The following is a 19,404-nucleotide window of genomic DNA, read 5'->3' on the forward strand; positions in this document are numbered from 1 at the left end:
AGATAAAACCAGTCGCCCTTTCAGATAAGAGATGGCTGGATGTTTCTTGACCTATAATCCCGACATTTTTGTAGGGACATGGACGGCCGAATGTCTGCCACTTACCGCGATGCCTTGCGTGCAGCGCTGCTTTACCTGGTCCTTGCCGTGGTCTGGCTGCAAGGTACTGGTTATTTATTGAACAGTTTCTTCGATAGCTCTGACGAGTTGCTGCGCTGGCAACTGATCAACGGCTACCTGTTCGTGGCGCTCAGCGCCGGGTTGATCTTCCTGGCCCGGGCGCGGCTGTTCGAATGCCTGGGCATCGGCGCCCGATTGCGTGAACGCCAGGCGGATCGCGAACGCCTGCGTCAGGCCGCTGCGGTATTCGATTGCACCCGCGAAGGCGTGCTGGTCACGGACCGGCAGGGGCTGATCGTGCACGTCAATCGCGCCTTCATGGAAATCACCGGTTATCAGCGCGAGGAAGTCATTGGCCAGCAGCCCAGCCTGTTCAAGTCCGGGCACCATCCGCCGGGGTTCTATCAGGCGATGTTCGCCACCTTGCAGGCGAAGGACGAGTGGAGCGGCGAGATCTGGAACCGGCGTAAAAGCGGCGAGATCTACCCGCAGTGGCAGACGATCCGGGTGATCCGCGATGAAGACGGTCGGCTCAGCCACTACGTCGCGGTGTTTTCCGACATCAGCGCGATCAAGGATTCCGAGCACGAACTCAAGCATCTGGCCCACCACGATCCGCTGACCGACCTGCCCAACCGCCTGCTGTTCAGCGACCGCGCCGAACAGGCGCTGGCGTCGGCGCAGACCCACAAGCGCGGTTGCGCGCTGCTGATGATCGATCTGGACCATTTCAAACTGATCAACGACAGTCTCGGCCACACTATCGGTGACCGTTTGCTCAAGGCGGTCGCCGCGCGTTTGCAGGCGTTGTTCGGGCCGGGCATCACCCTGGCGCGGCTGGGCGGCGACGAGTTCGCGGTCCTGCTGGAAAGTTGTCCACAGCCGGCGCAGGCGGCGGCGCTGGCCCAACGTATTCTCGATGCGCTCAAGGAGCCGTTCTGTCTCGACGGCCATGAACTGTTCATCAATGCGAGCCTCGGCATCAGCCTGTTTCCCAGCGATGCGTTGAGCGCCGAGCAGCTGTTGCGCAACGCCGATGCGGCGCTGTTCAAGGCCAAGAGCAGTGGCCGTAACGGTTACGCGCTGTACACCGAAGAACTCACGGCCCACGCCCAGCAGCGGGTCGAAATCGCCTTCGAATTACGCCGCGCGCTGGAACAGCAGGAGCTGCGGGTCTACTACCAACCGGTACACGACCTGAAAACCAGTCGCCTGATCGGCGTCGAAGCGCTGGTGCGCTGGGAACATCCGCAACGTGGCCTGGTGTCGCCGGCGGAGTTCATCCCGATTGCCGAACGCACCGGGCTGATCTCGGAAATCGACGCCTGGGTCATGCAGCAGGCCTGCCGGCAGATGTGCCAATGGCAGCAGGCCGGAGTAGTGCTGTCGTTCGTTGCAGTGAACGTGTCGTCACGATTGTTCGCCCGTCGCGAGTTGTACGAGCAGGTTGCGCAGGTGCTGCACGAGACCGGTCTGGACCCGGCCTATCTGGAATTGGAAGTCACCGAAAGCGCGGTCATGGACGATCCGGAGGTCGCGCTGGAGCAGATGCATCGTCTGCGCGAGCTGGGCATTCGTCTGGCCATCGACGACTTCGGCACCGGTTATTCGTCGTTGCTGCGGCTCAAGCGCCTGCCGGTGCAAAAGCTCAAGATCGATCAGGGATTCGTCGCCGGCCTGCCGTGGGACGAGGACGACGCGGCGATCGTCCGGGTGATCATCGCCCTGGCCCGCAGCATGGGCATGCAGGTGCACGCCGAGGGCATCGAGCAGGCGGAACAGGCGGCGTTCCTGCTGGGCCAGGCCTGTGATCTGGGGCAGGGCTACTGGTTCGGGCGGCCGGTTCCGGAAGCGCAAATCGACTGGAATCGGGCGCCCTTGATCGGTTAAGGGCGGCCTGCGGCGGGTTTGTCGGCGGGCAAATCCGCCGCAAACCCTTGCTGCATCACATAATGTTTTCCAGTTATATAAACATTCTTAAATAGTCTTTTTAAGAATATCCAAAGCTCTCTTATATTGCTCCCACGCCGAACGCAGTGCCGCCCACTGCCAGGCATATCCCATACAAAGGAGCAGCACCATGAGCGCATCCCTGCGTAGCGTTGACGGTCAGGACGAAAGCACCATTTTGCGCGAAATCCAGAGCGCCTTGCGCGACCTGCGTTTCGGCGCGGTGGAAATCACTGTGCATAACGCCCAGGTGGTCCAGATCGAACGCAAAGAGAAATTCCGTCTGCAGCAACCGGGTAACAAACCGGCCTGATTCGTAGTCTGCGGCAGCTCCTGCGGGGAGCTGTTGGCAGAAGCTGCCACAGGCTGCGGTCGTTGAATGAGCAACCCGATTCCAGCAATCCATAAGAAAAAGCCACCACCAAGAATTCCAGGAGCTTTCACCATGTCGTCGATTCGCCGTTACGCTTTGGCCGCCCTGGCCAGTGCTGTGTTTGCCGGTTCCGCGGTTGCCAAGGATTACGAACTGCTCAACGTGTCGTATGACCCGACGCGCGAGCTGTATCAGGATTACAACGCCGAGTTCGTGAAGTACTGGCAGTCGGAGCACGCCGGCGACACCGTGAAGATCCAGCAATCCCACGGCGGTTCGGGCAAGCAGGGCCGTGCGGTGATCGATGGTCTGCGCGCCGATGTCGTGACCCTGGCCCTGGCCGGCGACATCGACGAAATCGCCAAGCTCGGCAAGACCCTGCCGGCTGACTGGCAGAAGCGTCTGCCGGAAGCCAGCACCCCGTACACCTCGACCATCGTATTCCTGGTGCGCAAGGGCAACCCGAAAGGCATCAAGGACTGGGGCGATCTGATCAAGAACGACGTCTCGGTGATTACCCCGAACCCGAAAACCTCCGGCGGTGCGCGCTGGAACTTCCTCGCGGCGTGGGCCTACGGCCTGAAAGCCAACGGCGGCAACGAAGCCAAAGCCAAGGAATACGTACAGACCCTGTTCAAGCACGTTCCGGTTCTGGACACCGGTGCCCGTGGCTCGACCATCACCTTCGTCAACAACGGTCAGGGTGACGTGTTGCTGGCCTGGGAAAACGAAGCCTTCCTGGCGCTGAAAGAAGACGGCGGCAAGGACAAGTTCGACATCGTCGTGCCTTCGCTGTCGATCCTCGCCGAACCACCGGTGGCGGTGGTCGACAAGAACGCCGAGAAGAAGGGCAACGAGCAGATCGCCGAAGCCTACCTCAAGCACCTGTACAGCCCGGCCGGCCAGGAAATCGCGGCGAAGAACTTCTACCGTCCGCGTGACAAGGACGTGGCCGCCAAGTACGCCCAGCAGTTCCCGAAACTGGAGCTGGTGACCATCGACAAGGACTTCGGCGGCTGGAAAACCGCACAGCCGAAATTCTTCAACGACGGAGGCGTGTTCGACCAGATCTATCAGGCGCAGTAAGTTTCAATAGCCTAAAACGAGCCCCGGATTTATGTTCGGGGCTTTGCGCGTTCTCAAACCAAGGACTTTTATGTCGCGTCGTATCTCCCCCGTCATACCCGGCTTCGGGCTGACGCTGGGCTACACCTTGGTGTACCTCAGCCTGATTGTGCTTATCCCGCTGGCGGCGATGTTCGTCCACGCCGCCCAACTCACCTGGGATCAGTTCTGGACGATCATCTCCGCGCCCCGCGTTCTCGCCGCATTGAAGCTGAGCTTCGGCACCGCGCTGTGCGCCGCGATCATCAACGGCATCATCGGCACGTTGCTGGCCTGGGTGCTGGTGCGCTACACGTTCCCGGGACGCAAGGTGATCGACGCGATGATCGATCTGCCGTTCGCCCTGCCGACCGCCGTGGCCGGTATTGCGCTGACGGCGCTGTACACGCCGACCGGGCTGGTCGGGCAGTTCGCCGCTGACCTCGGTTTCAAGATCGCCTACACCCCGCTTGGGATCACGTTGGCGCTAACCTTCGTGACCCTGCCGTTCGTGGTGCGCACGGTGCAGCCGGTGCTGGCCGACATCCCGCGTGAAGTCGAAGAAGCCGCGGCGTGCCTCGGTGCCAAACCATTGCAGGTGTTCCGTCACATCCTGCTGCCGGCGCTGTTGCCGGCCTGGCTGACCGGTTTTGCACTGGCGTTTGCCCGTGGCGTCGGCGAGTACGGTTCGGTGATTTTCATCGCCGGCAACATGCCGATGAAAACCGAGATCCTGCCGCTGCTGATCATGGTCAAGCTCGACCAGTACGATTACACCGGCGCTACCTCCATCGGCGTGTTGATGCTGGTGGTTTCCTTCGTCCTGTTGCTGCTGATCAACTTGCTGCAGCGGCGCATCGAAACCCCATAAGGAGGCGCGAACCATGTCCCAATCGTCTATTGCGGCCGCTTCCTCGGCCAACGCCGCCCGCCGTGGCAGTGCCACTTCGCGGCGGATCCTGATCGGCCTCGGCTGGCTGATTTTCTTCCTGTTTCTGCTGCTGCCGCTGTTCATCGTGGTGTCCCAGGGATTGAAGAACGGCCTCGGCGCGTTCTTCACTGCGATCTTTGAACCGGATGCCTTGTCGGCGTTGAAACTCACCGTGATCGCGGTGCTGGTGTCGGTGCCGCTGAACCTGGTGTTCGGTGTCAGCGCCGCGTGGTGCGTGAGCAAGTACTCGTTCCGCGGCAAGAGCATGCTGGTAACGCTGATCGACCTGCCGTTTTCGGTATCGCCGGTGATCGCCGGTCTGGTCTACGTGTTGATGTTCGGCGCCCAGGGCCTGTTCGGGCCGTGGCTGCAGGATCACGACATCCAGATCGTCTTCGCCCTGCCGGGCATCGTGCTGGCGACGATCTTCGTCACTGTGCCGTTCGTGGCCCGTGAGCTGATCCCGCTGATGCAGGAACAAGGCACTCAGGAGGAGGAAGCCGCGCGTCTGCTCGGCGCCAATGGCTGGCAGATGTTCTGGCACGTGACCGTCCCCAACATCAAATGGGGCCTGATCTATGGCGTGGTGCTGTGTACCGCGCGGGCCATGGGTGAGTTCGGTGCGGTGTCGGTGGTCTCCGGGCACATTCGCGGGGTGACCAACACCTTGCCGCTGCACGTCGAGATCCTCTACAACGAATACAACCACGTGGCCGCGTTCGCCGTGGCGAGCCTGTTGCTGATCCTGGCGCTCTTCATCCTGCTGCTCAAGCAGTGGAGCGAAAACCGTATCAACCGCCTGCGCGCCAGCGCCGCGGAGGAATAATTCATGTCGATCGAAGTGCGTAACGTCAGCAAGAATTTCAATGCGTTCAAGGCGCTGGACAACATCAGCCTGGACATCCACAGCGGTGAACTGGTAGCGCTGCTCGGCCCGTCGGGCTGCGGCAAGACCACGTTGCTGCGCATTATTGCCGGTCTGGAAACTCCGGATAACGGCAACATCGTGTTCCACGGCGAAGACGTGTCCGGCCACGACGTGCGGGATCGCAATGTCGGTTTCGTGTTCCAGCACTACGCTTTGTTCCGCCACATGACGGTGTTCGACAACGTCGCGTTCGGCCTGCGCATGAAGCCGAAGAACCAGCGCCCGAGCGAAAGCCAGATCGCAACCAAGGTTCACGAGCTGCTGAACATGGTGCAACTGGACTGGCTGTCGGATCGTTATCCGGAGCAACTGTCCGGCGGCCAGCGTCAGCGTATCGCCCTGGCCCGCGCCTTGGCGGTGGAGCCGAAAGTGCTGCTGCTCGATGAGCCGTTCGGCGCCCTCGACGCCAAGGTGCGTAAAGAGCTGCGCCGCTGGCTGGCGCGCCTGCACGAAGACATCAACCTGACCTCGGTGTTCGTGACCCACGACCAGGAAGAGGCGATGGAAGTGGCCGACCGCATCGTGGTGATGAACAAGGGTGTGATCGAGCAGATCGGTTCACCGGGCGATGTCTACGAAAACCCGGCCAGCGATTTCGTCTATCACTTCCTCGGCGATTCGAACCGCCTGCATCTGGGCGATGACAATCACGTGCTGTTCCGTCCGCACGAAGTATCGCTGTCGCGGCATGAGCTGGAGGATCACCACGCCGCTGAAGTCCGCGATATCCGGCCGCTGGGCGCGACCACGCGGGTGACGTTGAAGGTTGAGGGGCAGAGCGATCTGATCGAGGCGGAGGTGGTGAAGGACCACGACAGCCTGACCGGTTTGGCGAAAGGTGAGACGTTGTTCTTCAAGCCGAAGGTCTGGCAGAAAATCGCCAGCCTTTGATCTCGCTCGTTCCCACGCTCTGCGTGGGAACGCCGCTATGGACGCTCCGCGTCCACTGTGACGCGGAGCGTCACGGGATTCATTCCCACGCAGAGCGTGGCAACGAGCGAGCCGGGCAGTGGTTCAGACAGCCGCACGATTCGGATTGACCCGCACCACACCCGCCCGCGCCTCGATCTGCTCTTTCAGCTCATGCCGCATCCCGAGCATGAACGCCAGCTCGGCCACCACAAACAGCGGCCCGACAATCAACCCGCTCAAGTCATCCACAAACGCCGGTTTGCGCCCTTCATAGTGGTGCCCGACAAACTGGATCACCCAACCAATCACGAACATCGCCAGACCGCTGCTGAGCCAGACCATGGTGCTCTGCTGCGCGAGGGCATGCCCGGCCCAGACCGACAGCCCCATCAGTACGGTCATCAGAACCCCGAGCTTCAGCTCCAGACGCAGGTAAAACCACGCCGAAGCAAGGGCAGCGATCACCGCCGGGGAAATCCACAATCCGCCCACCGACCATTCCGGCCGCGACAACAGCACGGCTACCGCCACCACAATCAGCGGAATCCCGATAAAGTGGCTGGCGATGTTGCGCGGGTCACGGTGGTAAGCGGCGTATTGACTCAAATGATCGACGAGGCTTTTCATTGTTGTTCCTCCTGTAGGGTGATCGAATCATGCCCCGGGTTCACGGCTCGCTCTGTCAGGCAGGCGACAATCTTTAGGAGAACGCATGGATAAGGTCTGGCGCGAGCGCCTGCTGACCGGGCAATGGTTCAGTCATCTGCCTTCGTCCTTTCAGGATAGTCTGCTGGCAGCGGCCCGGGAGCGGCGGCTGGCGGCGGGGCAGCGCTTGTTCCAGCGCGGCGATGCGCCGTGCGGGCTGTACGCGGTGCTCGATGGTGCGGTGCGCATCAGCGCGGTCAGCGAGCAGGGCAAGGAGGCGTTGCTGAGCCTGGTGGAGGCGCCGCACTGGTTCGGTGAAATCTGCCTGTTCGACGGCCAGCCCCGCACCCACGATGCCTACGCGGTCGGGCCTTGCACCCTGCTGAACATTCCCCAGGCCACGCTGCTTAAACTGCTCGACGAACAGCCCGTCTACTGGCGCCATCTGGCCTTGCTGATGAGCCACAAATTGCGCCTGACCTTCATCAACCTCGAACAGCTGAGCCTGCTGCCGGCCCCGGCGCGTCTGGCTCATCGCCTGCTGATGATCGCCGAAGGCTACGGCGAACTGGATCCGCCACGCCGGGTGCTGCAACTGCCCCAGGAGCAGTTGGCGTCGATGCTGTCGCTGTCGCGGCAGACCACCAACCAGATCCTCAAGGACCTGAAAGATCAGGGAATTATTGGTCTCGGCTATGGGGAAATCGAGATTCTGGACATGGAAAAACTGCGTGCCACCTGTCAGATCTGACAGTGGTGGGCTCCTATTGGGCGGTGTACAACAAGTGTGTCAAATACGACCGCCCAAGGAGTTGGAACCGATGAACAGTAAAGCTACCGGCACCGCTGATTACTCTAACCTCCCTATCAATAAAAGCGTCCCGGCACCAGTCGTTGTCAAACCCCAAGGTGACGTCAACAACCCGGTTGAATTTTCGGGTACTGGTCTGGCTGGGTGGTGGGTATGGATCATGAAAGTTCCGATTGATGGTGACTCGTTTGCTTCAACTCAAGTCGGCCCGGATGGTATTTGGTCTGTGAAAGAGAAACTGCTTGCAGCTGAATATGAGGCTTTCGCTGTGCAGACGGATAATCGTGAAAGGTCTGATTGGAGCCCGTTTTTCAAGTTCAAGGTCGAATAAGGACGCACCAGCCGCAAGCTGATTTCCAACCCTGCCGCACTGGGACGGTTAGTGAAGTAGAAAGCCCCTGAACATTCAACATTGCTGTCGATGGGCAGGGGCTTTTTTGAGGAGTCTGTTTGAGTTACGAACCGCGATAAGTGGAGAAACCATACGGGCTCAGCAGCAACGGAATGTGATAGTGCTGATCCGTCTGCTTCACTTGAAAGATCACCGGAATCTCCGGAAAAAACGTCTCGTGCTTCGTCTTCTCGAAGTACTCGCCTGTCTTGAATACCACCCGATATTCACCCGCCTCGAACGTTTTGTTCGCCGGGAACAGTTCGGCGATCCGCCCCTGTTCATTGGTGGTGCCCTGCGCCAGCGGCTGCCAGTCCTGGCCGACATGGCGCTCCAGCGTCACGTTGATGCCCGGCGATGGCAGGCCGTTTTCCAGATTGAGTACATGCACGCTCAGCGGATTGCCGGCGGCCAGCGCCAGGCTCGAAAAAGCGCTCAGGCCGAGCGCGGCAAAAGTCATGCGCAGTGGGGTCATGGTGATGCTCCTGGGTTCAAATACGGTTGATGGAAAGGCCGACGATGTCGGCAGCCTTGATCGCGCAGTTCTCGTCTTGCTCGCCGCCGCCGGAACCGGCCACGCCCATGGCGCCGACCAGTTCCTTGCCAGCGAACAGAGGGATGCCGCCGCCGAGCAAAAGCAGCTCGTCGAGGGTGTTGAGGTTGGCGGTTTCCGGGTTGCTGCGGGCGCGCTCGGCGAACAACCGGGTCGGAGTTTTCGTCGACAGCGCGGTGTAGGCCTTGCGTTGGCTGGCGACGGTGTTGTGCGGGCCGATACCGTCGCCGCGCAAGGTCACCAACAGGTTGCCGCCACGGTCGAGCACCGATACCGTGCCGGTGCAGCTTTCCAGCGCTGTGTCGGCCAGCAGCCGTGCGGTTTTCAGATCGAGATCGGCGTGACGGGGTAGCTCAGGCGCGGCGATTGCGGCAGTGCCGAGGCCGATTGCCAGGCTGGCAACCAAGTATTTAGCGGACATGGGCAGGCTCCAGAAGCGAAGGCCGCCACCTTATCCGCCGGTCCCCGTCGAAACCTCGTCAGCCGGATTACAAGTTTGTAATGGGCAACGGCGGCGAAGGGGCCTAGCCTGTGCCTCTGATCAATCGAGGTGTGCCATGCGTTTGCTGGTCGTAGAAGATGAAGCCAAAACTGCGAATTTCCTCGCCAAAGGGCTGGGCGAGTCGGGTTTTGCCGTGGATGTGGCGCTCAATGGTCTCGACGGGCGCTACTTCATCGAGCAGCAGGAATATGACCTGATCATCCTCGACGTGATGTTGCCGGGCCTCAACGGCTGGCAATTGCTGCAGTTGATCCGCCAGCGCGGCGCCACGCCGGTGCTGTTCCTGACGGCGAAGGACGCTATCGAAGACCGCGTGCGTGGCCTCGAACTGGGGGCGGATGACTATTTGCTCAAGCCATTCGCCTTCGCCGAACTGCTGGCGCGGGTGCGCACGTTGTTGCGGCGCGGGCCGATGCGCGAGGCCGAGTCGTACAGCATCGCCGACCTGGAAATCGACGTGCTGCGCCGCCGGGTCAGCCGTGGCGGCCAGCGCATCGCCCTGACCAACAAGGAATTCGCCCTCCTGCATTTGCTCGCCAGCCGACAGGGTGAAGTGCTGTCGCGCACGCTGATTGCTTCGCAGGTGTGGAACCTGAATTTCGACAGCGACACCAACATGGTCGAAGTCGCGGTGCGCCGGCTGCGTTCGAAAGTCGATGATCCGTACATGCCCAAACTGATCCACACCGTGCGCGGGGTCGGCTATCAACTCGAAGCGCCCGACGATGCGCGCTAGATCCATCGCTTGGCGCCTGGCCCTGGCGTTCGCCGCCGTCTGTGCGTTGGTGCTCAGCGCGATTGGCGTGTTCCTGTATCGCTCGCTGGCCTCGGAAATCGCCTGGCGCGACGACATGGCGTTGCTCGGTCGTTTGGAACAGGTGCGCGCGCTGCTCGCCGACAGCGACAGCCTCGACGCCTTGCAGGCGCGGCCACGGCTGTACCAGAACATGCTCGGCAATCTCGACAGTCTGCTGCTGGTGCAACGCGCGGACGGCTCGAATGTGATCACGATCAACCCTCGCCAACGCGCACTGCCGTCCGTGCAGGCCATCCCCCGGGATCAACCGCCGCAACGCCGCGATGTGCTGACCTGGCAGGCAACGGACGGTGTCGAGCTGGCCTTGTTGTCAGGTCAGGCCCAAGGCCCGAACGGCGAAGCGCTGACCGTGATCGCCGGCAAGGTTCTGAGCGAGCGCGAGCAGATGCTCGGCAGCTATCGCCTGCGCTTGTATCTGGCCGTCGGCCTGGGTGCCGTGCTCGCCTTCACGCTGGGCCTGGTGCTGTTGCGCCGTGGTTTGCGGCCTCTGCGCAAGCTGAGTGAAGCGCTGCGCGGCATCGACCTGCGCAGCCTCGACCAACGCGTCCCCACCGCCGGCACGCCAGCGGAATTGCTGGAGCCGGTGCACGCGCTGAACGGCATGCTGGTGCGGCTGGACGACGGCTTCCAGCGCCTCTCACAGTTTTCCGCCGACCTCGCCCATGAAATCCGCACGCCGCTGCACACCTTGCTCGCAAGCAACGGCCAGGCACTGAATTATCCGCGCAGCAGCACCGAGTATCAGGAAGTGCTGGCGTCGAACATGGAAGAGTTCGAACGGCTCAAGCGCATGGCCGAAAACCTGATGTTTCTCGCCCGCGCAGAGCAGGCTGAGCGGGCGCTCGATCTGCGCACGCTGGAACTGCACGAAATCGGCGATGAGTTGTGCGACTACTTCGAAGCCCTGGCCGATGACCGGGAAATCCGCCTCGAAAACACGTTCAGCGGAGAGTTGCTGGCGGATCAGCAACTGCTGCAACGCGCCTTGGGCAATCTGTTGGCCAACGCCGTACGCCATGCCGATGCCGGCTCGGTCATCAGCCTGCGCCGACGCGATGAGCCAGGCCTGTGCTGGCTGCAAGTGCACAACCTCGGCCCGGTCATCGCGGGTGAGCATCTGGGCAAACTGTTCGACCGCTTCTACCGCGTCGACCCGTCCCGCGCGGAGCCGGGAGATTCCGGCGGATTGGGACTGGCGATCGTGCAGTCGATCATGCAGTTGCATGGGGGCCGGGTGCGGGTCAGCAGTGATGCAACGGGTACGGTTTTTGAGCTTGGATTTGTAACCAGTCGCTAATCGACCCGCACATGCCGTTTCATCTGAGCTAGACTCGCCCTGAATTGGCATCAAATGCGATGCATATTTCTTTATTTACGATTTATTGCACTGTATATAATGCACTGGTGTGTCATGGAACAGTTGGGCGAACTGATCAGAACTCTGCGCAAAGCGCAAAAACTCTCGCAACAGGCGTTGGCGCAACGTTACGGCATGAGCCGCGCCACCATTTCGGGTATCGAAAACAATACGATTTCTGAAATTGGTCTGCGCAAAGTCGAGGCGATCCTCAACGGCTTTGGCTATGAGCTGACGGCGGTTCCCGTGAGAGCGCAACGCCCGACACTCGACGCGTTGCAGAAGGTCAATTTCCATGACTGAGCCGACAGATCGCTTGCACATCACAGTCGCTGATAGCCCGGTCGGAACGCTCGGTCGAGGGCAGCCGGGCATGGACAGTGTGTTCAGTTATCGCGAGGACGCCATCGACGAGAATGCAGTGTCGCTGACAATGCCGACCCGGCTGGAGAGCTACGGCTGGGAGCGGGGCATTCATCCCGTCTTCGAAATGAATCTGCCGGAAGGCGCGCTGCGCGATGAGCTGGTTCGACGCTTTAGTAAAGCAGTGCGCGGTTTTGATGATTTCGCCTTGCTCGCTATCGTCGGACCGCATCAGTTGGGACGGCTGGCGATTACCAGCGAGTCGGCAACCGAGCGTCAGCCCGAAACATCATTGGCCGAGCTTTTGGTGCATGACGGTGCCCAGGGATTGTTCGATGATTTGCTACAGAAGTACGGCCAATACTCCGGGGTTTCGGGCGTACAGCCCAAAGTTCTGGTGCGCGACAGTGCGGCAGCAGTTGATCGCCTGACTCACCGAGGCTCCACACATCTGGTCAAAGCCTTCCGTCCCGAAGAGTTTCCCGAGCTGGCGACCAACGAGTACTTCTGTATGCGCGCCGCAGCGCTTAGCGGACTTGAAGTGCCAAAGTTTGAATTGAGTGAGCAGGGCAAATTTCTGGTGGTCGAGCGTTTTGACCTGATTGAGCACGGCTATCTGGGTTTCGAGGACTTCTGCGTACTCAATGGCTGGCCTTCCAGAGCCAAATACGATGGTTCTTACGAAGGCGCTGCCCGACAGATCAAGGCCTTTGTTTCGCCTGCGCTGTTGAGTCAGGCGCTGGAAGCTTTTTTCAAGATCGTAGCGCTGTCGGCGGGACTGAAAAATGGCGATGCGCACCTGAAGAACTTCGGTGTGCTGTATGACCAATGCGGTGCGCAGGCTTCGATCCGGCTGGCCCCGGCTTACGACATCATCACCACATCGGTTTACATCAGGAACGACAGCCTGGCCTTGCTGCTGGGCGGGTCGAAGGCATGGCCCAAGCAGAAGGCGCTCATCCGCTTCGGCCGTACGGCGTGCAATCTCACTGAAGGCCGGTGCAATGAACTACTGCAGCAGGTTGTTCATGGCATGCAGACGGCGATGGCGGAAATGCTCGAGCATTGCCGAACCCATCAGTCATTCGCCGAGGTGGGTACGGCAATGATCGAGCAGTGGGAGTCCGGGATTGAACGCAGTCTGACCAAGGGTTGAATGCCCATGTGCGCTCAGCGCAACTGATCCCGAAACTGCCCCGGCGTCATCCCGGTCCAGCGTTTGAACGCGCGGCTGAAGCTGCTGGTATCGGCAAATCCCAACAGATAACTGACCTCGCTCAGCGAGCATTGCGGATCGCGCAGGTGCAGCAGCGCGAGGTTCTCGCGGCTTTCATTCAGCAGGGTGTCGAAGCGACAACCCTCGTCCGCCAGGTGCCGTTGCAGGCTGCGCAGGCTCAGGTGCAGGGCCTGGGCGATGCGTTCAGCGCTGGGTTCGCCTTCGGGCAGTTGTTCTTCGATGGCGTCGCGCACCTTGCGCTCCCAGGTCAGCGGCTTGAGTTGGGCGAGGGTGCGTTTGAGCACTGCTTCGTTGTGCTCGGCCAGTTCAGGGTTGGCGTCGTCGAGGTGACTGTCGAAGTCGGCGAGGGCGAATTCGATGCGGTCTTCTTCGGCGGAAAAATGCACCGGCGAGCGGAACACCTTGTGCCACTGATGCGCATCGGCCGGCTCCGGGCGGCGCAGGTACACCGCCAGTGGTGCGTAGTCGCGACCCAGGCGATTGCGGCAGGTGCGCACGTAGATCGCGGCAAACGCGTCGATGGCTTCGAAGGCGGGGGCCGGGTTGCCGGCCGGGATTTTCAGGCGAAAGCGGTAGCGGTCCTCGGTGCGGGTCAGCTCCAGTTCCAGCGCGTCGCTGACCACCTGGTGATAACGCACGATCCGCTCGAACACTTCCCGCAGGCTGCCGCTGGCCACTAACGCATAGCCCAGTGCGTGAAAGGTGGTGGGGCTGACGAACCGCGACACCCGCAAGCCGATTGCCGGATCGCCGCTGACCTGCACCGCGATTTCCCACAGACGCGTGGTGGCGGACAACGGATAGCGGGCGTTCGGGTCGTCCATCAGTTGCGGATCGAGCCCGGCCTGCTGACACAGGGCAGTGCTGTCCAGCCCCAGCGCGTCGAGTTGCTTGCGCAGGGCACGGGTCCAGCTAGCGAGAGAAGTCGGTTCCTTCATGCTGATTGGCGCTTCCGGTCAACAGGTTGGCGTTCTCGGCTACCGCGTTTGGAGTCCGCGCGAGGCAGGATGCGAACATCAATAACCAGAGGATGGAAGCATGGACCGTACTTCTGCAAGTCCCCAGCGACACAATGCTGCCCAGCGATCAGCGCATATTCGCGAAGTGGTGCTGGCCAAGGGCGTCGAGCTGCGCGAGCGCTACCCGATTCTCAAGCATCAGGACGCACTTGGGGCGGGGATTCTGGCGTTTGCCCTGGCCGGGATGATCGGTTCGGCGGCGCTCTACATCACCGGGCACATGGCATGGTGGGCGTGCCTGCTGCTCAACGCGTTTTTCGCCTCGCTGACCCACGAACTCGAACACGACCTGATCCACAGCATGTATTTCCGCAAACAGCGGGTGCCACACAATCTGATGATGGGCCTGGTGTGGCTGGCGCGGCCGAGCACGATCAACCCCTGGATTCGCCGCCATCTGCACCTCAATCATCACAAGGTGTCCGGCACTGAAACCGACATGGAAGAGCGGGCGATCACTAACGGCGAGCCTTGGGGTTTCGCGCGGTTGCTGATGGTCGGCGACAACGTGATGTCGGCGTTCATCCGCATGCTGCGGGCCAAGACCTGGGCGCATAAGTTCAGCATCATCAAACGCACTTTGAAGGTCTACGCGCCGCTGGCGCTGGTGCATTGGGGCGCGTGGTACGTGTTTCTCGGGTTCCATGCGGCCAATGGCATCGCTTACTTGATGGGCTCGCCGATTGAATGGTCGGCGACCACGTTGTCGGTGATGCAGGTGATCGACATCGCCGCCGTGGTGATCATTGGCCCGAACGTATTGCGCACTTTCTGCCTGCACTTCATCAGTTCGAACATGCATTACTACGGGGATGTGGAGCCGGGTAATGTGCTTCAGCAGTGCCAGGTGCTGAATCCTTGGTGGCTGTGGCCTTTGCAGGCGTTCTGCTTCAATTTCGGCAGCAGTCACGGGATTCATCATTTTGTGGTGAAGGAGCCGTTTTACATTCGCCAGCTGACGGTGCCGGTGGCGCACAAGGTGATGCGGGAGATGGGGGTTCGGTTCAACGATTTCGGGACGTTTGGGCGGGCGAACAGGTTTGTTCGCAAGGAAAATGAAGGGTTGGCGGGTAAGGCGATCGAGGTGAACTGACTTTGTGTTTTCGGCTGGAGATCCAGCCCTCACCCTAACCCTCTCCCGGGGGGAGAGGGGACTGATTGGGGGATATTGGGGAAGTACGCCGACGTGAACGAACTGTTCTGAATCCATAGTCGACTGGTTTTTTCAGGTCGATGTATAGCGAAAGACACCTCGGTAGGCTCCCTCTCCCTCCGGGAGAGGGCTGGGGTGAGGGAGCGCTTTTGATCCTGCCCTCAATCCGGCTGAAACGGCGACTCACTCAAAATCACCCCGGTCTCCTCCACATACCGCTGCCAATGCTCGATCAGCGCCTCAAGCTTCTGCGGCTGACTCGACGCCAGGTCATGAATCTCCCCCGGATCACTCCCCAGGTCGTAAAGCTGCCAGGTCGCCGGCCCGACTGGACCGGGGATCCACACCGCCTTCCACTGCCCCTGCCGAATCGCCCGGCGCCCGAACAATTCCCAACCGGTAACGGTGTGTTCGTCATGCACCTGCGCCGTCTCGCCAGACAAAAAGCCCAGCCACGATTTACCACGCAACTGTGCCACCGGTTTGCCGTGCCATTGCTTGCCGGGATGGCGCACGCCGGCCAGATCGAGGATGGTCGGCGTGATGTCCATCACCGTGCCGAAACCATGGCTGATCTGCCCCTTCAGCGGCAGCTGCGGATAGTGCAGCAGCGCCGGAACGCGAATCCCGCCCTCGGTGGTGAACGCCTTGAACAGGCGCGACGGCGCGGTGGCCACCTGCGCCCAGTTCGGCCCGTACCAGACGTAGGAGTTGGCGCGTCCGATGTTGTCGAGGCTGTTGTCGTAATGCTGGCTCAGATAGGTCACCAGCTCCGGGCCGAATTTCGGGAAGGCCTCCAGCAGCGCGCCTTCGGCACCGTTGTCGGACATGAACAGGATGAAGGTGTTGTCGAGCTGGCCCTGCTGGCGCAGATAGTCGACGACGCGGCCGATGTTCCAGTCCATGCGCTCGACCATCGCCGCGTAGACCTCCATCGCCCGGGCGGAAATGCGTTTTTGTTCATCGCTCAGCGCGTCCCATTGCGCGGTCAGCTGGATCAGCGGATGCGGTTCGACATCCGGCTCGATCAATCCCAGCGACTTGAGTTTTTCCAGACGCTCGAGGCGCAGCACTTCCGGCCCTGCGTCGTAGCGGCCACGGTATTTTTCGACGATGTCGGCGGGCGCCTGCAACGGCCAGTGCGGCGCGGAAAACGGCAGGTAGGCGAAGAACGGCCGGCTCTGGTCGCGCTCCTTGAGGTACTGCAACAGCTTGTCGCCGAAAGCGTCGGAGGAATAGAAATCCTTGGGCAATTCGTCGATGAACGTGTCGTCTTCGATGTACAGCGCCGGGGTGGATTTCAGCAGGCCGGGCGTGTGTTCATCGTAGGTCGGTTCGAATCCGTAGTGGTTCGCCGCGCCGGGCAGCAACGAGAACGAGCGCTCGAAGCCTCGGGCGTGAGGCGCCAGTTCGGCGGTCAGGCCCAGGTGCCATTTGCCGCTCATCAAGGTCTGGTAACCGGCCTCGCGCAGCAACTCCGGCAACGCGACGACACGGTCGTTGAGATAGCCTTCGTAACCCGGTTTGCCGATCAGCTCCGGGGTCAGGGTTTCGGCCATGGTGCCGATGCCGGCGATGTGGTGGTCGGTGCCGGTGAGCAGCATCGAGCGGGTCGGCGAACAGGTTGGTGCAGTGTGAAAATCGGTCAGGCGCAGGCCATTGTTGGCCAGGGCATCGAGGTTCGGCGTGGCGATTTCGCCGCCGAACGCGCCGATGTCGGAGAAACCGAGGTCATCGGCCAGAATCACCAGAAAGTTGGGACGTTGCGGCATCAACAGGCTCCTGTTCAGCAGGCAATGAACGACAACGGCAGATCACGGATCTGCACCGGTGCGCTCGGTTGGTAATGGTCGTCACTGGTCAGCTCGTGCAGCAGTTCTTCGCGCAACTGGTGGAAGTCGAAACTGCTGCGCTGGCGCGGATGGGGCAGGGCGATGTCCACCACCCGCTTGATCCGGCCGGGGCGCGGTTCCATCACCACCACGCGGTCGGCGAGGAAAATCGCTTCCTCGACATCGTGGGTGACCAGAATCGTGGTGATCTTTGCCCGCTCGCGAATCGCCAGCAGTTCGTCCTGCATCTGCTGGCGGGTCAGCGCATCGAGGGCGCCGAAGGGTTCGTCGAGCAACAGGATCCGTGGGCTCGCCACCAGCCCGCGAGCAATCGCCACGCGCTGGGCCATGCCGCCGGAGAGTTGATGCGGGTAGGCGCGGGTGAAGTCGCGCAGGCCCACCAGCTCGATGAAATCGTTGACGCGTTGCTGCTTTTCGGAGGCAGCCAGCGGCTCGTTGACCAGGCCCAGACCGATGTTGTCGGCCACCGTCAGCCACGGGAACAAACGATGCTCCTGAAACACGATGCCGCGCTCGCCGCCGATGCCGCTGACGGCTTTGCCATCGACCGTGATCTGCCCGCGAAACTGCGTGTCGAGGCCCACCAGCAAACGCAGCAGGGTGGATTTGCCGCAGCCGCTGGAGCCGACGATGGCGACGAATTCGCCCTCGGCGATGTCGAGGTTGAATTCGCGAATCGCCTCCAGTTCGAAACCGTCGACGTCAAAGGATTTGCCTACATGGTTGAAGCTGACAATCGGTGCGTTCATGCGTGTCTCCAGCGGGTGGCGCGGATTTCCAGGCGTTGGCCAATGAGGTTGAGCAGGGCGCCGGTGAGGCCGACCAGGAGCATCCCGGCCATGATCAGGTCCATGCGCAGCAGTTGTTGGGCGCCGATCATCTGGCTGCCGATGCCGCCGTTGGACGGCATGAAATATTCAGCGCCGATGGTGCCTAGCCAGGCGTAGATCAGGCTCAGGCGCAAGCCGGCGAAAATCCCCGGCGCGGCGCCCGGCAGCACCAGTCGGCGCAGGCGTTGGGCGAGGCTCAGGCGCAGCACTTGCGCGGCTTCGTTGAGTTGTGGCGAGAGGTTGGCGACGCTGCGTTGAGTCGCGACAAACAATGGAAAGAAAGCGGCGAGGGCGACGAACACCCACTTCGCCAGTTCGCCTAGACCGAACCAGGCGGTGAGCAGCGGCACCCAGGCGAAAATCGCGATCTGGCGCAGGGCGGCGAGGGTCGGGCCGAGCACGCGTTCGCTGGTGCGCGACAGACCCAGCAGCAAACCCAGCACGAGGCCGAGGCCGCCGCCAATCAACAGACCACCTAGTGTGCGGCCCAGGCTCAGGGCCATGCCCGAGATCAACGTGCCGTCGAGCAATCCGTTTTTCGTCGCCTCAAGCACCACCCACGGACTGACCAGAATGTTGGCATCGATCCATTGCTGATCGACCGCCAGTTGCCACAGCGCAAACAGCGCCAGCGGCAGCAGCCACGGCTGTACGCGTTGCCAGCCTTCGTAGCGTGGGCCGCGACGGATTTCTGCCGTGGCCGGGTGCGGCCAGTGCACCAGTTTTTTGTCCAGCAGACCGATGCCGCGATCCATCGCCACGCCGATCAGGCCGATTACGACGATGCACACGAAGACGATGTCGAGCATGAACAGCTGTCGCGCCCAGACCATCAGGTAACCGATGCCTTCGCTGGAGGCCAGCAGCTCGACGGCAAGCAATGAAGTCCAGCCAGCGGCGAGCGCCAAGCGTACGCCGGCCATGAATGCGGGGAGGGCGGCGGGCAGCACCAGTCGGCGGATCAACAGTCGTGGAGGCAAACGTAAAACAGCGGCGGCTTCGCGCAGCTTGGGTTGCGCATCGCGCACGCCGACCAGCGTATGCAAGGTCACCGGAACCACGATGGCCTTGATCAGCACCACCAGTTTCAGCGTTTCGCCGATGCCGAAAAACACCATGAACAGTGGAATCCACGCCAGCGTCGGCACCTGGGCCAGGCCGGCGAAAGTCGGGAAGATCAAGCGTTCGAGACGACGGCTGAAACCCAGCGCCGCACCGAGTACCGCGCCGGCGGTAACGCCCGCCAGCAAGCCCCAGAACAACCGTTGCAGGCTGATCCACAAATGACTCCACAACTCGCCCTGGGACAGCTCGATCGCGCTGTTCCACACCAGCGATGGCGCCGGCAGAATCTGTTCGCTCATCCATTGATTGCGCGCCGCCAGCCACCACAGGGCGAACAGTCCGAGCGGTAATATCCAGGGTAAAACGCGGTGGCTCAGGCTTGGCCAGGTACGCCGGCTTTTCAACGGCGGTGCGGCCAGTGGCAGGCTGAGAAGGGATTCACGGGCCATGGGTGACCTCCGTTGTCGGGTTGGATCGAGTCAGCGGAATT

Annotated in this window: 20 protein-coding genes; 13 read left to right on the forward strand and 7 right to left on the reverse strand. The window is 61.4% G+C overall.

Annotated features, from left to right (window positions below):
• Positions 1-90: 90 nt before the first annotated feature.
• The 6 genes from dibA to CAF74_RS10300 all read left to right on the forward strand — a co-directional run bounded on the left by dibA (position 91) and on the right by CAF74_RS10300 (position 6,297).
• Positions 91-2,010: a phosphodiesterase DibA gene (gene dibA, locus CAF74_RS10275; protein WP_085746295.1), complete on the forward strand. Its 1,920-nt coding sequence runs from the start codon at positions 91-93 to the stop codon at positions 2,008-2,010.
• A 190-nt stretch (positions 2,011-2,200) separates the two neighbouring features.
• Positions 2,201-2,383 carry a sulfur starvation response protein OscA gene (gene oscA, locus CAF74_RS10280; RefSeq protein WP_007952821.1) on the forward strand — a complete coding sequence of 61 codons (183 nt, stop codon included), beginning with the start codon at positions 2,201-2,203 and terminating at the stop codon, positions 2,381-2,383.
• Positions 2,384-2,515: 132 nt separating this feature from the next.
• Positions 2,516-3,529 (forward strand): sulfate ABC transporter substrate-binding protein, encoded by a 1,014-nt coding sequence (locus CAF74_RS10285; protein ID WP_085746296.1) that lies wholly within the window; start codon positions 2,516-2,518, stop codon positions 3,527-3,529.
• Positions 3,530-3,599: 70 nt separating this feature from the next.
• Positions 3,600-4,418: a sulfate ABC transporter permease subunit CysT gene (gene cysT, locus CAF74_RS10290; RefSeq protein WP_007952818.1), complete on the forward strand. Its 819-nt coding sequence runs from the start codon at positions 3,600-3,602 to the stop codon at positions 4,416-4,418.
• A gap of 13 nt (positions 4,419-4,431) precedes the next feature.
• Positions 4,432-5,304 carry a sulfate ABC transporter permease subunit CysW gene (cysW, locus tag CAF74_RS10295; protein WP_011331905.1) on the forward strand — a complete coding sequence of 291 codons (873 nt, stop codon included), beginning with the start codon at positions 4,432-4,434 and terminating at the stop codon, positions 5,302-5,304.
• A gap of 3 nt (positions 5,305-5,307) precedes the next feature.
• Positions 5,308-6,297: a sulfate ABC transporter ATP-binding protein gene (locus CAF74_RS10300; protein WP_085746297.1), complete on the forward strand. Its 990-nt coding sequence runs from the start codon at positions 5,308-5,310 to the stop codon at positions 6,295-6,297.
• 123 nt (positions 6,298-6,420) lie between these two features.
• Here the strand turns inward: CAF74_RS10300 and CAF74_RS10305 are convergent, their stop codons facing one another.
• Positions 6,421-6,945 carry a DUF962 domain-containing protein gene (locus CAF74_RS10305; RefSeq protein WP_085746298.1) on the reverse strand — a complete coding sequence of 175 codons (525 nt, stop codon included), beginning with the start codon at positions 6,943-6,945 and terminating at the stop codon, positions 6,421-6,423.
• An 85-nt stretch (positions 6,946-7,030) separates the two neighbouring features.
• Here CAF74_RS10305 and CAF74_RS10310 point away from each other — a divergent pair, with 85 nt between their 5' ends.
• On the forward strand, positions 7,031-7,714 hold the full coding sequence (locus tag CAF74_RS10310; RefSeq protein WP_085746299.1) for a Crp/Fnr family transcriptional regulator: 684 nt from the start codon (positions 7,031-7,033) through the stop codon (positions 7,712-7,714).
• Between the two features lie 70 nt (positions 7,715-7,784).
• Complete coding sequence (locus CAF74_RS10315) at positions 7,785-8,105, forward strand: hypothetical protein (RefSeq protein WP_085746300.1); 321 nt, start codon at positions 7,785-7,787, stop codon at positions 8,103-8,105.
• A 124-nt stretch (positions 8,106-8,229) separates the two neighbouring features.
• Here CAF74_RS10315 and uraH read toward each other — a convergent pair whose 3' ends face one another.
• Both uraH and CAF74_RS10325 read right to left on the reverse strand, forming a co-directional pair.
• The gene (uraH, locus tag CAF74_RS10320) at positions 8,230-8,640 is read right to left on the reverse strand and encodes a hydroxyisourate hydrolase (protein ID WP_085746301.1); all 411 of its coding nucleotides are present in this window, start codon (positions 8,638-8,640) and stop codon (positions 8,230-8,232) included.
• Between the two features lie 16 nt (positions 8,641-8,656).
• Positions 8,657-9,139: a heme-binding protein gene (locus CAF74_RS10325; RefSeq protein ID WP_085746302.1), complete on the reverse strand. Its 483-nt coding sequence runs from the start codon at positions 9,137-9,139 to the stop codon at positions 8,657-8,659.
• Between the two features lie 136 nt (positions 9,140-9,275).
• Here CAF74_RS10325 and CAF74_RS10330 point away from each other — a divergent pair, with 136 nt between their 5' ends.
• The 4 genes from CAF74_RS10330 to CAF74_RS10345 all read left to right on the forward strand — a co-directional run bounded on the left by CAF74_RS10330 (position 9,276) and on the right by CAF74_RS10345 (position 12,913).
• On the forward strand, positions 9,276-9,956 hold the full coding sequence (locus CAF74_RS10330) for a heavy metal response regulator transcription factor (RefSeq protein ID WP_085697973.1): 681 nt from the start codon (positions 9,276-9,278) through the stop codon (positions 9,954-9,956).
• Positions 9,946-11,334, forward strand: a complete 1,389-nt coding sequence (locus tag CAF74_RS10335; RefSeq protein ID WP_085746303.1) for a heavy metal sensor histidine kinase — start codon at positions 9,946-9,948, stop codon at positions 11,332-11,334. Before CAF74_RS10330 ends, CAF74_RS10335 begins: the two co-directional genes overlap by 11 nt.
• Positions 11,335-11,448: 114 nt before the next feature.
• Positions 11,449-11,697 (forward strand): helix-turn-helix domain-containing protein, encoded by a 249-nt coding sequence (locus CAF74_RS10340; RefSeq protein ID WP_085746304.1) that lies wholly within the window; start codon positions 11,449-11,451, stop codon positions 11,695-11,697.
• Complete coding sequence (locus tag CAF74_RS10345) at positions 11,690-12,913, forward strand: type II toxin-antitoxin system HipA family toxin (RefSeq protein ID WP_085746305.1); 1,224 nt, start codon at positions 11,690-11,692, stop codon at positions 12,911-12,913. The genes CAF74_RS10340 and CAF74_RS10345 overlap by 8 nt, the downstream gene beginning before the upstream one ends.
• A 14-nt stretch (positions 12,914-12,927) precedes the next feature.
• Here CAF74_RS10345 and CAF74_RS10350 read toward each other — a convergent pair whose 3' ends face one another.
• Positions 12,928-13,932, reverse strand: a complete 1,005-nt coding sequence (locus tag CAF74_RS10350) for an AraC family transcriptional regulator (RefSeq protein WP_085746306.1) — start codon at positions 13,930-13,932, stop codon at positions 12,928-12,930.
• Positions 13,933-14,032: 100 nt separating this feature from the next.
• On the opposite strand from CAF74_RS10350, the gene CAF74_RS10355 reads away from it, so the two are divergent.
• Positions 14,033-15,106 (forward strand): fatty acid desaturase, encoded by a 1,074-nt coding sequence (locus CAF74_RS10355; protein WP_085746307.1) that lies wholly within the window; start codon positions 14,033-14,035, stop codon positions 15,104-15,106.
• A 221-nt stretch (positions 15,107-15,327) separates the two neighbouring features.
• Here CAF74_RS10355 and CAF74_RS10360 read toward each other — a convergent pair whose 3' ends face one another.
• The 3 genes from CAF74_RS10360 to CAF74_RS10370 are packed head-to-tail and all read right to left on the reverse strand — an operon-like array spanning position 15,328 to position 19,363.
• A complete protein-coding gene (locus tag CAF74_RS10360) occupies positions 15,328-16,938 on the reverse strand; it encodes an arylsulfatase (protein ID WP_085746308.1) in 1,611 nt (536 codons plus the stop codon).
• A 14-nt stretch (positions 16,939-16,952) separates the two neighbouring features.
• Positions 16,953-17,768: an ABC transporter ATP-binding protein gene (locus CAF74_RS10365; protein WP_085746309.1), complete on the reverse strand. Its 816-nt coding sequence runs from the start codon at positions 17,766-17,768 to the stop codon at positions 16,953-16,955.
• Complete coding sequence (locus CAF74_RS10370) at positions 17,765-19,363, reverse strand: ABC transporter permease (RefSeq protein WP_085746310.1); 1,599 nt, start codon at positions 19,361-19,363, stop codon at positions 17,765-17,767. Before CAF74_RS10370 ends, CAF74_RS10365 begins: the two co-directional genes overlap by 4 nt.
• Positions 19,364-19,404: the final 41 nt, after the last annotated feature.

It is taken from the genome of Pseudomonas sp. R45(2017) (genome assembly GCF_002112305.1).
Classification (GTDB): Bacteria; Pseudomonadota; Gammaproteobacteria; order Pseudomonadales; family Pseudomonadaceae; genus Aquipseudomonas; species Aquipseudomonas paraglycinae.

What these genes read in the sequence shown, in the direction of transcription:
- dibA (WP_085746295.1), top strand. Translation starts at nt 91, where the DNA reads ATGTCTGCCACTTACCGCGATGCCTTGCGTGCAGCGCTGCTTTACCTG.
- oscA (WP_007952821.1), top strand. Translation starts at nt 2,201, where the DNA reads ATGAGCGCATCCCTGCGTAGCGTTGACGGTCAGGACGAAAGCACCATT.
- CAF74_RS10285 (WP_085746296.1), top strand. Translation starts at nt 2,516, where the DNA reads ATGTCGTCGATTCGCCGTTACGCTTTGGCCGCCCTGGCCAGTGCTGTG.
- cysT (WP_007952818.1), top strand. Translation starts at nt 3,600, where the DNA reads ATGTCGCGTCGTATCTCCCCCGTCATACCCGGCTTCGGGCTGACGCTG.
- cysW (WP_011331905.1), top strand. Translation starts at nt 4,432, where the DNA reads ATGTCCCAATCGTCTATTGCGGCCGCTTCCTCGGCCAACGCCGCCCGC.
- CAF74_RS10300 (WP_085746297.1), top strand. Translation starts at nt 5,308, where the DNA reads ATGTCGATCGAAGTGCGTAACGTCAGCAAGAATTTCAATGCGTTCAAG.
- CAF74_RS10305 (WP_085746298.1), bottom strand. Translation starts at nt 6,945, where the DNA reads ATGAAAAGCCTCGTCGATCATTTGAGTCAATACGCCGCTTACCACCGT.
- CAF74_RS10310 (WP_085746299.1), top strand. Translation starts at nt 7,031, where the DNA reads ATGGATAAGGTCTGGCGCGAGCGCCTGCTGACCGGGCAATGGTTCAGT.
- CAF74_RS10315 (WP_085746300.1), top strand. Translation starts at nt 7,785, where the DNA reads ATGAACAGTAAAGCTACCGGCACCGCTGATTACTCTAACCTCCCTATC.
- uraH (WP_085746301.1), bottom strand. Translation starts at nt 8,640, where the DNA reads ATGACCCCACTGCGCATGACTTTTGCCGCGCTCGGCCTGAGCGCTTTT.
- CAF74_RS10325 (WP_085746302.1), bottom strand. Translation starts at nt 9,139, where the DNA reads ATGTCCGCTAAATACTTGGTTGCCAGCCTGGCAATCGGCCTCGGCACT.
- CAF74_RS10330 (WP_085697973.1), top strand. Translation starts at nt 9,276, where the DNA reads ATGCGTTTGCTGGTCGTAGAAGATGAAGCCAAAACTGCGAATTTCCTC.
- CAF74_RS10335 (WP_085746303.1), top strand. Translation starts at nt 9,946, where the DNA reads ATGCGCGCTAGATCCATCGCTTGGCGCCTGGCCCTGGCGTTCGCCGCC.
- CAF74_RS10340 (WP_085746304.1), top strand. Translation starts at nt 11,449, where the DNA reads ATGGAACAGTTGGGCGAACTGATCAGAACTCTGCGCAAAGCGCAAAAA.
- CAF74_RS10345 (WP_085746305.1), top strand. Translation starts at nt 11,690, where the DNA reads ATGACTGAGCCGACAGATCGCTTGCACATCACAGTCGCTGATAGCCCG.
- CAF74_RS10350 (WP_085746306.1), bottom strand. Translation starts at nt 13,932, where the DNA reads ATGAAGGAACCGACTTCTCTCGCTAGCTGGACCCGTGCCCTGCGCAAG.
- CAF74_RS10355 (WP_085746307.1), top strand. Translation starts at nt 14,033, where the DNA reads ATGGACCGTACTTCTGCAAGTCCCCAGCGACACAATGCTGCCCAGCGA.
- CAF74_RS10360 (WP_085746308.1), bottom strand. Translation starts at nt 16,938, where the DNA reads ATGCCGCAACGTCCCAACTTTCTGGTGATTCTGGCCGATGACCTCGGT.
- CAF74_RS10365 (WP_085746309.1), bottom strand. Translation starts at nt 17,768, where the DNA reads ATGAACGCACCGATTGTCAGCTTCAACCATGTAGGCAAATCCTTTGAC.
- CAF74_RS10370 (WP_085746310.1), bottom strand. Translation starts at nt 19,363, where the DNA reads ATGGCCCGTGAATCCCTTCTCAGCCTGCCACTGGCCGCACCGCCGTTG.